This window comes from Streptomyces sp. NPDC041968 (genome assembly GCF_055589025.1).
Genome location: NZ_JBVJCB010000002.1, coordinates 377245 through 389845, shown reverse-complemented (window position 1 = coordinate 389845; position 12601 = coordinate 377245). Strand labels below are relative to the sequence as shown.

The 12601-nt window shown below is 68.8% G+C and carries 13 protein-coding genes and 2 pseudogenes; 7 read left to right on the top strand and 8 right to left on the bottom strand.

Annotation, left to right across the window (positions count from 1 at the left end):
• Positions 1 to 1415: 1415 nt before the first annotated feature.
• From ACZ6EG_RS06830 to ACZ6EG_RS06820, 3 genes are all read left to right on the top strand, one after another.
• Positions 1416 to 1748, top strand: a complete 333-nt coding sequence (locus ACZ6EG_RS06830) for a helix-turn-helix domain-containing protein (RefSeq protein WP_391972011.1) — start codon at positions 1416 to 1418, stop codon at positions 1746 to 1748.
• A 60-nt stretch (positions 1749 to 1808) separates the two neighbouring features.
• Positions 1809 to 2597 (top strand): PAQR family membrane homeostasis protein TrhA, encoded by a 789-nt coding sequence (gene trhA / locus ACZ6EG_RS06825; protein WP_469602275.1) that lies wholly within the window; start codon positions 1809 to 1811, stop codon positions 2595 to 2597.
• Positions 2598 to 2794: 197 nt separating this feature from the next.
• Positions 2795 to 4033 carry a PP2C family protein-serine/threonine phosphatase gene (locus tag ACZ6EG_RS06820; RefSeq protein ID WP_469602655.1) on the top strand — a complete coding sequence of 413 codons (1239 nt, stop codon included), beginning with the start codon at positions 2795 to 2797 and terminating at the stop codon, positions 4031 to 4033.
• 328 nt (positions 4034 to 4361) lie between these two features.
• Here the strand turns inward: ACZ6EG_RS06820 and ACZ6EG_RS06815 are convergent.
• Positions 4362 to 4589: pseudogene (locus ACZ6EG_RS06815) on the bottom strand (transposase family protein); the annotation flags it as partial.
• A 2-nt stretch (positions 4590 to 4591) separates the two neighbouring features.
• On the opposite strand from ACZ6EG_RS06815, the pseudogene ACZ6EG_RS06810 reads away from it, so the two are divergent.
• Positions 4592 to 4726, top strand: a pseudogene (locus ACZ6EG_RS06810) (ATP-binding protein); the annotation flags it as partial.
• A 193-nt stretch (positions 4727 to 4919) separates the two neighbouring features.
• Here the strand turns inward: ACZ6EG_RS06810 and ACZ6EG_RS06805 are convergent.
• A complete protein-coding gene (locus ACZ6EG_RS06805; protein WP_469602272.1) occupies positions 4920 to 5171 on the bottom strand; it encodes a hypothetical protein in 252 nt (83 codons plus the stop codon).
• A 512-nt stretch (positions 5172 to 5683) separates the two neighbouring features.
• Here ACZ6EG_RS06805 and trhA (ACZ6EG_RS06800) point away from each other — a divergent pair.
• The gene (trhA, locus tag ACZ6EG_RS06800) at positions 5684 to 6331 is read left to right on the top strand and encodes a PAQR family membrane homeostasis protein TrhA (RefSeq protein WP_469602652.1); all 648 of its coding nucleotides are present in this window, start codon (positions 5684 to 5686) and stop codon (positions 6329 to 6331) included.
• A gap of 149 nt (positions 6332 to 6480) precedes the next feature.
• Here trhA (ACZ6EG_RS06800) and ACZ6EG_RS06795 read toward each other — a convergent pair whose 3' ends face one another.
• From ACZ6EG_RS06795 to ACZ6EG_RS06780, 4 genes are all read right to left on the bottom strand, one after another.
• Positions 6481 to 6789, bottom strand: a complete 309-nt coding sequence (locus ACZ6EG_RS06795) for an SCO5918 family protein (protein ID WP_391972007.1) — start codon at positions 6787 to 6789, stop codon at positions 6481 to 6483.
• 46 nt (positions 6790 to 6835) lie between these two features.
• Positions 6836 to 7240 (bottom strand): CBS domain-containing protein, encoded by a 405-nt coding sequence (locus ACZ6EG_RS06790; protein WP_469602268.1) that lies wholly within the window; start codon positions 7238 to 7240, stop codon positions 6836 to 6838.
• Positions 7241 to 7287: 47 nt separating this feature from the next.
• The gene (locus ACZ6EG_RS06785) at positions 7288 to 8784 is read right to left on the bottom strand and encodes a DEAD/DEAH box helicase (protein ID WP_469602265.1); all 1497 of its coding nucleotides are present in this window, start codon (positions 8782 to 8784) and stop codon (positions 7288 to 7290) included.
• 348 nt (positions 8785 to 9132) lie between these two features.
• Positions 9133 to 9336, bottom strand: a complete 204-nt coding sequence (locus tag ACZ6EG_RS06780) for a cold-shock protein (RefSeq protein ID WP_023586105.1) — start codon at positions 9334 to 9336, stop codon at positions 9133 to 9135.
• A 489-nt stretch (positions 9337 to 9825) separates the two neighbouring features.
• Between ACZ6EG_RS06780 and ACZ6EG_RS06775 the strand changes: the two genes are divergently transcribed.
• Positions 9826 to 10062, top strand: coding sequence for a hypothetical protein (locus ACZ6EG_RS06775; protein WP_469602261.1), 237 nt, complete (start codon positions 9826 to 9828; stop codon positions 10060 to 10062).
• Between the two features lie 83 nt (positions 10063 to 10145).
• Here the strand turns inward: ACZ6EG_RS06775 and ACZ6EG_RS06770 are convergent, their stop codons facing one another.
• Entirely contained in the window at positions 10146 to 10562 is a 417-nt protein-coding gene (locus ACZ6EG_RS06770; protein ID WP_469602258.1) for a hypothetical protein, read from the bottom strand.
• 186 nt (positions 10563 to 10748) lie between these two features.
• On the opposite strand from ACZ6EG_RS06770, the gene ACZ6EG_RS06765 reads away from it, so the two are divergent.
• Positions 10749 to 10961: a cold-shock protein gene (locus ACZ6EG_RS06765; RefSeq protein WP_469602255.1), complete on the top strand. Its 213-nt coding sequence runs from the start codon at positions 10749 to 10751 to the stop codon at positions 10959 to 10961.
• 924 nt (positions 10962 to 11885) lie between these two features.
• On the opposite strand, the gene ACZ6EG_RS06760 is transcribed toward ACZ6EG_RS06765, so the two are convergent.
• Complete coding sequence (locus ACZ6EG_RS06760; RefSeq protein ID WP_469602252.1) at positions 11886 to 12596, bottom strand: hypothetical protein; 711 nt, start codon at positions 12594 to 12596, stop codon at positions 11886 to 11888.
• Positions 12597 to 12601 lie beyond the last annotated feature (5 nt).

The following is a 12601-nucleotide window of genomic DNA, read 5'->3' as shown; positions in this document are numbered from 1 at the left end:
ACCCGACCACACGCAAACCTTCGCATCACAGTTGCACAAGTCACTCAGTGCGGCGGCGGCGTCAGGCGGGGCCGACGGGGGAGAGGCCGGAGCTGGCGTGGCACCAGCGTGCGGAATGGCCCCACCGGCCGGAGGCATCGCGGGCGACGCGACGCCGACTTGCACCACCAGCTCGGGTTCCACCAGAAGTGACGTTCAGCGTCTTCCGCCTGCCCGGCCTGGTCCTGCTGGGACTGCGCATCCACGCCCGCGCCGTGGACGTTGTCGTGCGGGGCAGCGACCACATCGTGCACGCTGTCCGGGCCGCCGATTGCGACCGGATCGGCCAGCACGGCTGGAGATCGTCAAGGCGGTCGCCGAACCCTGTCCACCGAGCGGGAGCCGGTCGGCAAGCACGTCACGGTCCGCATCGTCCTGTCCGGCGGCCCCGGTGGGCACGCCACCAGTCGCCGCCCCTAGTAGCAGGCAGCGCGCTCCCCCTGGTCCGTCGCTTTGCCGTGACGGCCTGCCCTCGGGGCTCAGGGGGCGGGCAGCCATGACATCGCTTGGCCCGCGCGGCCGGGGCCGCGCGGGCCAACGAGACCGCGACGCCTCGCGTGTGCGCCGTCCGGTCTCCCGATGGCGCTCTTGGCCTTCCTCGGTCTGGGCGGCGACTCCATCTGGCGCCCTTATTGCTGCTCGAGGTCGATACCTCCTCGTCGAACACGCAGAAAACCTGTGCTGGCTGGAGTAGACATTGGGCAGTGGTGTGGTTATGGTTTCTCTCGTAGCCAGAGAGACAGCAGGGCCTGGCAGACACGAACTGCCGGGCAGCAGTAAGTAGTTGCAGTGTGCAGGACGGTGCGGTGGTGGAGTTCCGGAGCCAGGGTTGCAGGACGGTGACGGGGCTGACGACCGGACCGGGTGGCCCGCAGTGATCAGGGGCCGCCGTGAGCAGTACCCGCAAGTGAAGTTCGCAGTACCCAGCAGTGCAGTCAGTAAGCAGTACCTCGGTGAAGGCGTCGGCTGCGGACGCGCGCACCGGGAGGTTCGGCAGTGGGGTTCTAAGCCAGAGCAGACGCAGGACGGGCGACGGGGCTGGCTGCCGAAGAGTGGCGCTGTGACAGGCCACGGAGCAGGTCGCATCACCAGCAGTACGCAGTAGAGCAGTACCAGCATTGAGGGAATGAACGGAGGAATTGAGCGCCATCAGGATCGCCCGGGCGGCTTGTTGAGTCCGGGTACCGCAGGACATCGATAGTGAGGTGGTCTCCGGTCGAGCAACCGCGATCCCAGCATTCCCGACAGCATTCCGGTCGGGCGTGCGCAGACAGAAGGCCGGCGCAGAAGTAGGGCCGGCAGATGGTGTAGCAGTTCCTTCGGGCCCTGGCGCCGCACGGCGCCAGGGCCCTCCACGCGTGCCACAGAGAGGTCAGATGACAGCAGACGACTCGTACGGCCGTCTCGACGACGACGACTACCCCGCCTACACCATGGGCCGGGCCGCCGAGATGCTGGGCACCACGCCGGGCTTCCTGCGCGCCATCGGCGAACACCGGCTCATCACCCCGCTGCGCTCCGCAGGCGGACACCGCCGCTACTCCCGCTACCAGCTGCGCATCGCCGCCCGCGCCCGGGAACTCGTCGACCAGGGAACCCCGATCGAGGCCGCGTGCCGCATCATCGCCCTCGAGGACCAGCTCGAGGAAGCCCAGCGCATCAACGCCGAACACCGCCGCAACGCACCCCTGCACACAGCCGCCTCCTGATACGCGGTCAGCGATGCCGCGCCCGACCGCACACTTCCGCCCTTCCAAGAATATGAGCGCATGATCGCCGAAGGCACTGAGCCGCCGTCCCACGGACGGGAGCCCCAGCCCGGCCCGGGCGACCCGCCCGGCACCCTGCGTATCCCCGCGAGGGACGCGTCTCCCGTCGCAACAGGCCGGCCGGCTGTTGCCCCAGAGGGCGGGGTGGAGCGGGCGGCGGCTGCGCTGAAGCCGAGGATGCGCGGCTGGCTGCACGCCGGCGTCTTCCCTCTGGCGCTGGTCGGCGGCGTCGTTTTGATCGCCGTTTCGCGTACGGGCGCGGCGGTGGCGGCCTGCGCGGTGTACGCGGTGTCGGCCTGCCTGCTGTTCGGTACCAGCGCGGTCTACCACCGTGGAACGTGGGGCCCGCGCGGGGAGGCGGTCCTGCGGCGGCTGGACCACGCGAACATCTTCCTCATCATTGCCGGCACCTACACACCGCTGGCGGTACTGCTGCTGCCCGAAGGCCCGCAGAGGGTGCTGCTGACGGTGGTGTGGGCGGGTGCGCTGGCCGGGATCGCCTTCCGCGTCCTGTGGATCGGGGCTCCCCGCTGGCTGTACACCCCGTGCTACATCGCGCTGGGCTGGGTGGCCGTCTTCAACCTGCCCGACTTCGCGCGCACCGGCGGTGCCGGCGTCGTCGTGCTCGTCATCGCCGGCGGTCTGCTCTACACCGCGGGCGCCGTCGTCTACGGACTCAAGCGCCCCGACCCCTCACCGGCCTGGTTCGGCTTCCACGAGGTATTCCACGCCCTGACCATCGCCGCCTTCACCGCGCACTACACCGCCATCCTCCTCGCAGCCACCTGACGGGGAAAGTGGGCAGAAGTCGGGCCCGGTGGTGCAATGTGACCTGTCCGGGTACCGGGATCGGTACTGGTCTTCCGCGTTTCCGGGCGAAGCCCTGAGCGTCATCGAGCAATGGAGGAGCCGCTGTGACCGTAGGAAGGCCGGACGGCGGGCGGACCGCTCGTCTTCACCGGGGCGAAAGTGGCCGGGGCAGGGTGATGACGTTGGCGGGGACGTTGGAGGCGGCGGAGGCCGCGGCGCCGGTGGAGTCGCTCGATGTGGTCGCGCGCATGCTCCAGGAGCGCCTCGGGGCGGTGTCGGTGTCGTTCCTGATCACCGACTTCACCGGCAGTTCGGTCGTACGGCTGGGGGCGGCGGGCAGCGTTGACACCGATGAACCCGCCCGGCGCATCACGCTGCGGGGCACCCTGTACGACGATGTGATCCGTACCCAGCGGCCGGGTGCGGAGGACAAGGGTGAGGGCGCGCTGGTGCGGATCGTGGCCCCGGTGACCAACCGCGGGGACGCCATCGGACTCCTCGAACTGTTCCTGCCCGTGGCGCCGGACGCGGAGGTGATGCGGGAGATCGGCGAGACCGCGCACGCCCTGGCGTACATCGTCATCGCGAACCGGTCCTACACCGACGTGTACCAGTGGGGACGCCGGACCAAGCCCCTGAGTCTGGCCGCGGAGATCCAGCACCGGCTGCTCCCGGCGTCGCTGGCGTGCGAGGCGGCACAGTTCGCGGTGGCCGGGGCGCTGGAGCCGGCCGACCACGTCGGGGGTGACACCTTCGACTACGCGATCGACCGGGACACCGTCCAGCTGTCCGTCACCGATGCCATGGGCCACGATGTCGAGGCCGCGCTGCTGGCCACCCTTGCGGTGGGCGCCCTGCGCCGGGCCCGGCGGGCCGGTGCCGATCTCGCCGAACAGGCCCGCCAGGCCGACCAGGCCATGCGCGAGCACGGCCACAAGGGCTACGTCACCGGACAGCTCCTGCGTATCAGCCTGATCGACGGCGCGACCGAGTTCGTCAACGCCGGGCACCCCTGGCCGCTGCGGATGCGGGACGGGACGGTGCGGGAGATCACTCCGATGGTCGACATGCCGTTCGGCTTCGACGCCCCTCATACCTACCGGGTCCAGTCACTGGACCTGCGGCCGGGCGACCGGCTGGTGATGCTGACCGACGGCATGCTGGAACACAACGCAGGCAGCCTCAACCTGTCCGACCTGATCGTGCGCACCCGCCCGCTGCATCCCCGCGAGGCCGCCCGCACCCTCATCGCGGCGATTGTCGACGCCAACGAGGGCCACCTGCAGGACGACGCGACCGTCATGTGCCTGGACTGGCACGGCACCACCCACTTCCAGCGGGACGCCGCCACCGGCGCCGACCTCACCGACGCCTCACACGCGTCAGGGACGGGACGGACCACTCCCGGGCAGTGACCCTGGGCGTCTGGTGGCGACCCGGCCAAGCAGCGGGAGGCCTTTGTTGCGCAACGTCGCCGTCAGAAGGTCGGGATGTCGGCGGGGGAGGATACTGAAGGCGGCCTTTGTCGTCGTACCTGCCGAGCAGCAGCGTGCGGGAACGGCCGGAGAGCCGGTGATCGCGCCGACGGTCGCCTCGCTCGTCTCGCGGACCTTGTATTTCTGCCAGCCCCTCGCCGACGGGTGGTAGGCGTCGTTGAGCCTCTTGAAGATCACTCCCTCGGAAAGCGCAAAGTGGTTCCTCGGTACCTTCGGCAGGTAGAGGTTGTCCCGTATGGGGTGTGAGTTATCCGGTGAGGGCCAGGTTGTGCAGCCGGGCGATGCCGAGCATGGCCTGGTGAACTCCATCGCCTTTGAGTCGGCAGTCCCGCAGGATCTTCCGATTCTTCAGCCGCGACAGGGCGTGCTCCACGCACGCTCGTGCCCGGCGATGGACGGCGTTCTCTGCCTCCTGTGAGGGGCTGAGGTGGCTCTGGCCTCGTCGTTTGCGGTGCGGGATGAGGAGACCAGTGCCTCGCGGACACGGGCCGGGTCGGGCAGCACGGCCCGGAGATCGTCCTGGCCGTCGCTCAGGGCTTCGAGGCGCAGCGGGAACCAGTCGGCAAACGCATCACCGCGCGCCTCGCCCTCATGGACTTGCCCGACCGTGCTATTGCCGACCAGTTGGACGGCGTCGCCCTGACCACCGAACAGCCGCAGTGGCACAGCGGCCATGCTCTGACGGACCCCCGCTCCGACGCACCCCGCGCCCTGGGCCCGGGGGCGAGCAGCCGCTGCTTGTGACCACTCCTCGCACCCGGAGTGGCCACGAACCCGGGTGCGGAGGGCTGCGCCTGCAGCAGGATTACGCGGGTGCCGGTTCCGGGCGCTGTGACGCGGGCGGGGAGCGCCGGCCTTTCTCCACGGTGCGCAGCTGCTCCCAGCCGACCTCGGGGTGGGCGGGGACGATCGCGTCGACCGAGGCCGTGGTGTAGAGCGCGACGTCCTTGCCGGAACCGTGCTGCTGGGTGTCCGTCAGATGGCAGGTGATCCCGTGCTGTCTGCGACCCAGAGCTGTCCTCCGTCTGGGCGAGGGTCCTCGTCTTCTGGTCAGCATTCCTTTAACGTGGGCGGCAGCCGCCGAAGGGAGGCGTCATGTCGGAGGATTCGACGGGCCCGTTGGGTACGGCAATGCGGGAGGTCACGTTCCCGGACCAGTCTCGCGGGATCATCTTGGTGCGGGCGGGGACACCGCAGGACGAGGCCGAGGCAATGGCCGCCCGTGTGTGGGCCGAGATGCCGGAAGTTTGACCTGCGGGAAATGAGCCGTCGGCCATGGACCGGAACCAGCCGTACGGAGTCTGCGCCCGGTGCGTGGCGCCGTCTGTACGCGTCGATCGCCTGGGGGCGCGGTAGCGGTCTCTGCGACGAGGTCGAGGACACAGGAACGAGAGACGCACGCCGCGCGGTGTCCCGCAGCCTGGTGGCTCCACGAGAACCACGACGCCGTCCACATCTTGCCCGGCGCGCGTTGCCGGGTGGAGTGCAGGTGGTGAGGGACTGGCTGCCGAAGGCGGCCGGGGAGACCTCGTGGGTCAGCCGACCTGCACGGCTTTCAGTGACCCAGCGGTGGCAGGCGGCCGGAGGCGGCGCGGGGCGAACTCTCGTCCTGTTGCCGACCTGGCCGGGCGGGCGGCGGACCTGGTCGAGCCGGTCAAGCCGAAGCTGCGGGGCTGGCTCCACGCCGCGATGGTCCCTGCCTCGCTGAGTGCCGGCATCGTCCTGCTCTGCCTGGCCTTCGGAACGAGCGTCATCTACCATCTGGGCACTTGGGGGTCACTGGGCGAGGCCGTTCTGCGGCGTCTTGACCACGCCGACATCTTCCTGATCATCGCGGCAACCTGCACACCTTTGGCCGTGCTCCGGTCCCCTGACCGGCAGGCTTTGCTGCTGTGGATCGTGTGGACGGGCGCGCTGGCCGGCATCGCCTTTCGTGTCTTGTGGGTCAGTGCTCCCCGCTGGCTGTACACCCCCTGCTACGTGGCCCTGGGATGGGCACCGGTGCGTTACCTGCCCGACTTCCTGCACACCGGCGGAGCGGCCGTAGTCACCCTGATAGTGACCGGTGGTCTCCTCTACAGCGCGGGAGCGGTGGTGTACGCCGTCCAGCGCCCCGACCCCTCGCCCCGCTGGTTCGGCTTTCACGAGGTGTTCCACGCTCTGACCGTGGCAGCCTTCACCGTGCACCACATAGCCATCTCCCTCGCTGTTTACTGACCCCGGTAACAGGAACCGCCCCTGCGTCACGGGCCCGGCGCCCCCACTCGCGCACCGGCCGGAGAGTGCGGCATGCAGTGGGGGCCCGACCGGCGCGCCGGTCGGGCCCCCACTGTTGTTCTGGTGTCAGCGCGCGCCTGTCGCGGCGGTCAGATGGACAGGGGGGCGCCGAGCATCGCGGAAGCCCGCTGCAACGGGCTTTCGATGCGCGCGGCGGCGGCCTTGGGCAGGGTGCGGCAGGTGAAGCCGAGCAGGGCCATGGCCCTCAGGACCTCGCCGGCGCTGAAATCGCGGCGGTCCTGACGGGTGATGACCTGGCCGACCTGCTTGACGGGGTAGTGACGCCGTCCGATGATCACGGACTCGCCGGTGACCGGTTCGGGTTTGACGCCCTTCATCGATTCCAGCACCCCGCTCTTGGTCAGGTCGAACGGGAAGCGGGCAATGACACAGCGCATGATGCCTCACAGGCAGGAGAGGAGGGGCTGACCGCCGTCCAGCGGTTCAGCGGGAGAGATCGAGGATGCCCAGGGCGCTACCGTGGTCGTCGACCACGGGCACCAGCCCGAGCCGCCCGAAAGGCACCGCTTCCTCGGCTTCTTCCCTCGTGACCAACGGTGAGACGAAGGGCTCGCTGCCGTCGGTGATGTCACCCAGGCGGATCCGGTCGGTGAATCCGGAGCTGTCCCGGACGGCGGTGAGTCGGGCATGGGTGACCAGGCCGACGCACCGGCCGTCTTCGTCACAGACGACCAGATGCCCCGCACGGGCGGCGGCCATCACGGACAGCGCCACCTCGACGGTCATGTCGTACCAGACCTGCGGCCCGGCCGCGTCCATGACGTCGATCACCGTGTCGTGCAATGGGCGAGCGCTTACGGAGCGATCTTGCAACTGTCCCAGCGTCAAAGGGTGCCTCCTGCACAGACGGGCGCGGTTCCGGACCAACGGCGGTTCTAGGCGGCCGCACCGGCCGTGGACTGGAGTGCGGGCGCACGCCGGGGCGCCGAGGCGGGGCGGCGTCGGCCGCGAGAGGTGACACCACGCTTCCTGGGGCGTTCGGCCACCGGGGCGGTGATGACGACCGGGATGCCGGTCGGTGCCTGGGCTCCGGTGATCCGGCTGAGGGCCTCGTCGCCCGAGCTGACCTGGGTGGTCTGCGGCCGGATCCCGGCGTCCGACATGAGGCGGACCATGCCGCGACGCTGGCTCGGTGTGACGAGCGTGACGACGCTGCCGGACTCACCGGCGCGGGCCGTGCGGCCGCCGCGGTGGAGGTAGTCCTTGTGGTCGGTCGGAGGGTCGACGTTGACGACGAGGTCGAGGTTGTCGACGTGGATGCCGCGCGCCGCGACGTTGGTCGCCACCAGTACGGTGACGTGTCCGGCCTTGAACTGCGCCAGGGTGCGGGTGCGCTGCGGCTGGGACTTGCCGCCGTGCAGGGCCGCGGCCCGTACCCCGCTGTTGAGCAGGTCCTGCGTCAGCCTGTCGACAGCGTGCTTGGTGTCCAGGAACATGATCACGCGGCCGTCGCGAGCGGCGATCTCGGTGGTGGCTGCGTGCTTATCGGCACCGTGGACGTGCAGCACGTGGTGCTCCATGGTCGTGACAGCACCGGCCGAGGGGTCGACGGAGTGCACGACGGGGTCGCTGAGGTAACGGCGCACGAGCAGGTCGACGTTGCGGTCCAGGGTCGCGGAGAACAGCATGCGCTGGCCTTCGGGGCGGACCTGGTCGAGAAGAGCGGTGACCTGCGGCATGAAGCCCATGTCGGCCATCTGGTCGGCCTCGTCGAGGACAGTGATGCACACCTTGTCCAGCCGGCAGTCGCCGCGGTCGATGAGGTCCTTGAGCCGTCCCGGCGTGGCGACGACGACCTCGGCGCCACCGCGCAGTGCGCTCGCCTGCCTGCCGATCGACACCCCGCCCACCACCGTGGCCAGCCGCAGCCTCACGGAGCGGGCGTACGGGGCAAGTGCGTCGGTGACCTGCTGCGCCAGCTCACGCGTCGGTACGAGGATCAGCCCCAGCGGCTGCCGGGGCTCGGCCCGCCGTCCGGTCGTGCGGGCCAGCAGGGCCAGGCCGAAGGCGAGGGTCTTGCCGGAGCCGGTGCGGCCACGGCCGAGGACGTCGCGGCCGGCTAGGGAGTTCGGCAGGGTCGCGGCCTGGATCGGGAACGGCACGGTCACACCCTGTTTGCCGAGCGCGGCCAGCAGTTCCCCAGGCATGTCCAGATCGGCGAAGCCCTCCACGGCGGGAAGCGCGGGAGTGATCGTCCGGGGCAGCGCGAACTCCCCCTGGACTGCGGCGGGCCGGCGGCCGTAACCGCCGGAACGGCTCGGGCCGGCCGACCGGCGCGGCGCCGGCGAACCGAAGCGGCTGCCGCCCTTTCCGGAGTCGGCACTGCCACTACGGGCGCGGGCGGAGCGGTCGTTCGTGCGTGTGCGGTTCATGCGGAACCTTCCTCGATGCGGCACATATCGAGGAATTCCCGCAGCGATGAGCATCACATGAGAATTGCAAGAATGGACCGGTGCGTCTTGAAAGCGAAACTGGCCAACAGGAAATCTGTGGGGGCGCAGGCGCTGGAATGATTGGGTGCGCTGTGGGCTCGATTTCAGAGCGTTCACTGCGCGGTAGCTATGAAAGGATGCGTCTGCGCCCCAGGAAGGGCGATCCGTAGGCGGTGAGCCACCGATGTCCGGGGTCGTCTCCGGAAAAATCACTGCGGGAAACGCATGTAGCTGGGGCCCGCACCCCGAAGGATGCGGGCCCCAGCTACAAGTATGTGACAGTCAGCGTCAGGCGGGAACGATGTTCTCGGCCGTCGGGCCCTTCTGGCCCTGCGCGATGTCGAAGCTGACCTTCTGGCCCTCCAGCAGCTCGCGGAAGCCCTGGGCGGCGATGTTCGAGTAGTGGGCGAACACGTCAGCGCCGCCACCGTCCTGCTCGATGAAGCCGAAGCCCTTTTCCGCGTTGAACCACTTCACGGTACCAGCAGCCATGTCATATCTCCTTTGGGGCAGTGCATACGGGATCCGCACCGTGCGGACCTCGTGTCGCCGCGATGATCACCCCGCCCGGAAATAACCGGAGATACAAAAGCGCTTCCAGGGGCACAGAACCGGCCGGAGCGCTTGAAGTTTCGGGAACCACAACTGCAACTGACAGCGACGGTAGCACGTCGCAGCAGCCACTGTGCGGTGAAGAACACCACCCTGATTATTGCGGCAGATAATCTATCCGCAGACTCCGGTGAAATCTCGCCCCGCGGGCACAGATATTGCCCCACCCGTGCGACGCCATACTTTGCGTGCCACCCGTGAGTGATCCGCCCCCCACCACGCTCTCCGCTACTGCACGGGTCCCACCGCCGTGGGGGCAGACAGGCCCGGCCATGACGCCGACCATGCCGGTCGTGACCTCCGACCACGGCTCCGGTCAGGGCGTGTCTGAAGTGAGCACCGAATCCGAACAAGCAATCTGATGCCGATATGGACGTGACCGACCTCCCCGACGACCCGGTGCACACGCAAGCCGCCTGGAACGCCACCTACAACGTGCTCGCCGCACCCCACCCCCGCGACGCCACCGCCCTGCGCCGCCACCTGCTGCACCTGTCCGTACAGCTGTGGTGGCACCCCTACTGGGAGACCGCCCCCTCGGTACCGGCGGCACGCTCCGAGCTGCGCCACCTCGCCCGCATCCACGGAGCTGTCCGAGCCGCGTGACCGGTCCCGGTCGACCGGGAGTACGAGGTTGCGCCAAGGGTTGCGCCTACTGGTGCGCACCCAGCAGGAGCGCCCCCGCGTCCTTACAGGTCACCACGCGTTTTCCGCGTGGTGGGCCCGCTGACATCCCCATTGCGGCCGCTTGGCCCATGTCCCTTGGCTGGAGTGAACGAGGAAAGGACGGGCGGGATGGGCGGCGCGGCCGGGGACGTGGGGCGGGAGTGGGCTTGTTTCAGCACGGAGACGGCCGTGGCGGGGTGGTCGAGCCAGGTGGCGAAGTGGGCGAAGTCCGTCAGGATGCCGGCGCCGAGGCCACGGTTGTGCGGCGTGTGGGCGGCGTGGAGCGCTGCGGTCCAGTGCCGTTGCGCGGTGACGTACTCGTCCTGGTCGAAGTGGAGCCATCCCGCGCACTGGGCTGCCGATGCGGCGACCTGATGCAGCCAGCGCTCGGTGGTGTGGTCGTAGATGGCGTGGTCGATGAGTCCGATCGTCGTACGCAACCTTGATCGAGGGCGTCTCACCGAGCGGTGATCCAAGGAACGTATGGAGACGTCGGCACGCTCAGCAGCCCGACTTTTACCAGCCAGACGCCTCGAACACCGCAACCATCGTCCTGCCATCAGGAATGATCAGCTCATCGGGCGTCCTGCACGTCCGACCTGATCACGTGACTTAAGGGAGTGGATATGACGGAGCGGCAGTCCGGCACCGTGAAGTGGTTCAACGATGAGAAGGGGTTCGGCTTCATCACCCCCGAAAGCGGCCCGGACCTCTTTGTGCACTTCCGGGCGATCCAAGGGAACGGCTTCAAGAGCCTCAAGGAAGGCCAGAAGGTGACCTTCGTCGCGGTGCAGGGCCAGAAGGGCATGCAGGCGGACGAGGTTATTCCCGAGGGCTGAGCCCTAGAGCGGGTCAGTGCCGAACCTGCTGTCCCGGGCAACCGTCCGCCTGCGGCCCGGCCCACCAGGCCGTCCCGGGAGCCTCACCGTCCCGTGCCGGCGCCACCGCGCGAACCCCGCCCGTGCCACGGTCCTGGCGCCGGGCCGCGCGCCGCCGTGGTCCTCCCGGTGCCTTCGCCGGCCTGGCCGCCGCGCCCGCCCCGGTCCCGTCCCATCGGGCATCGGACAGGTCGCTGGGATACGGGCGCTGTCGCGTCATGTTTCGGTAGTACCGTCGGGCAGGCCGCCTCCACAGGGCGCAAACAGCGTCAACCGAGGGCGCTTTGGGATCAGACAGGAGCGACTCGACTCAAACGGGCAGAGCTATGGAGACTCCTGCCGCACAGGTCGCATTGACCGCTCTTACCTCAGCAGTGACAGCCCCACTCGCCCTCCAAAGCACTACCAAATGCTTCTACCGGGATAAAACACTCTTCTACTTGCCTGCAACGTCGATCACGCTTTTGAACAGGCAGGCGGCCCCTGACGCGACTCACCACTGCTCACCGGCCACGAGGGCTGAAGATGATCTAGCGTGCAAGCAGCGGCTGGCATGTCCTTCTCCCGGCCTGAGCCAGCCGCGGCGTACCGACTGGGACCAGTCCTCCGTCCCGGCCGGTACCGCTCCACCAGCTCGCCGCCCCTCCAACACCCATCGCACAGCGCATTCCTGGCGTGGTGGTGGCCCAGGGTGCCACACGGCGGGCCGGGGACCGTCCGGTGCGCCCTACGGGCTCTCCCGGACGCGGCGCAAGGGTTCGCTGCGCTCCCTCGCGCTGCGGTCCTACGCTGCGCGCCGGGCGGACCGCCGGGGCCGGCGCCCTGCGGACGCACCCACCGGCCCCGGTCGACGTCCGCTGCGCGGCCGGAACGGGGAGCGGCTCGTTACTTGATCTCTTGGAAAACGGGGCCGCCGGTGTCGAGCAGGACCCTTTCTCTCACCCAGCGGGGCGCATCACCGTTCGCGTCCAGGTACTGGCACTCATATCCGGTGTCGTCACCGAGCTTGGCCTTCTTGAAGGCGGGGATCCGGTCGCAACGCATTTCCTTCGCGGTCTTATGGTGCTGTTCCCAAAACCGGCCGTAGACCGCCTTGGCCAGCAGCAAGCCAGTGTCCGGAGGATAGACGTCGTACCAGATGAACTGCGAAGGCCCGGAGTCAGAGATGTCTGAGACCCACACGTCCCACGTCAGTTTCGCGCCCCGGTAGGTGACAGTGCACAGCGTTTTGTGCCCAGCCTTGGGGGTGACTTGACCACCCTCACATCCAGCACTGACCTTGGAGCGGATACGCGTCATGACGAGGGTCTTCTCCTGTATCTCGCCCAGCACCCTCTCGGTGAGCGAGGCGTCACCGGACGCTGGCGGCAGACCCATCCCCGAGCGTTCGGAGCCGATGTCAATGAGCTCCGGCTCTTCCGCATCGACCACGACCGGCAGTTTCCTGATCATCGGCATGGCGCTGGGGCCCGTCTCGCCGTTCCCTTTGGAATCCGACCAGACCGCTACCCCAATGCCCACTACCGCCAGGCACACAACGACCATCACGGACACCGCTTGAAGGCGGCCAAGGCGCGTACGGCGACGTCGAATCACCGGGC

Bases quoted from the DNA above. Each gene is read 5' to 3' on its own strand.
- ACZ6EG_RS06830 (WP_391972011.1), top strand. From the start codon at position 1,416: ATGACAGCAGACGACTCGTACGGCCGTCTCGACGACGACGACTACCCC.
- trhA (WP_469602275.1), top strand. From the start codon at position 1,809: ATGATCGCCGAAGGCACTGAGCCGCCGTCCCACGGACGGGAGCCCCAG.
- ACZ6EG_RS06820 (WP_469602655.1), top strand. From the start codon at position 2,795: ATGACGTTGGCGGGGACGTTGGAGGCGGCGGAGGCCGCGGCGCCGGTG.
- ACZ6EG_RS06805 (WP_469602272.1), bottom strand. From the start codon at position 5,171: ATGCTGACCAGAAGACGAGGACCCTCGCCCAGACGGAGGACAGCTCTG.
- ACZ6EG_RS06795 (WP_391972007.1), bottom strand. From the start codon at position 6,789: ATGCGCTGTGTCATTGCCCGCTTCCCGTTCGACCTGACCAAGAGCGGG.
- ACZ6EG_RS06785 (WP_469602265.1), bottom strand. From the start codon at position 8,784: ATGAACCGCACACGCACGAACGACCGCTCCGCCCGCGCCCGTAGTGGC.
- ACZ6EG_RS06780 (WP_023586105.1), bottom strand. From the start codon at position 9,336: ATGGCTGCTGGTACCGTGAAGTGGTTCAACGCGGAAAAGGGCTTCGGC.
- ACZ6EG_RS06775 (WP_469602261.1), top strand. From the start codon at position 9,826: ATGGACGTGACCGACCTCCCCGACGACCCGGTGCACACGCAAGCCGCC.
- ACZ6EG_RS06765 (WP_469602255.1), top strand. From the start codon at position 10,749: ATGACGGAGCGGCAGTCCGGCACCGTGAAGTGGTTCAACGATGAGAAG.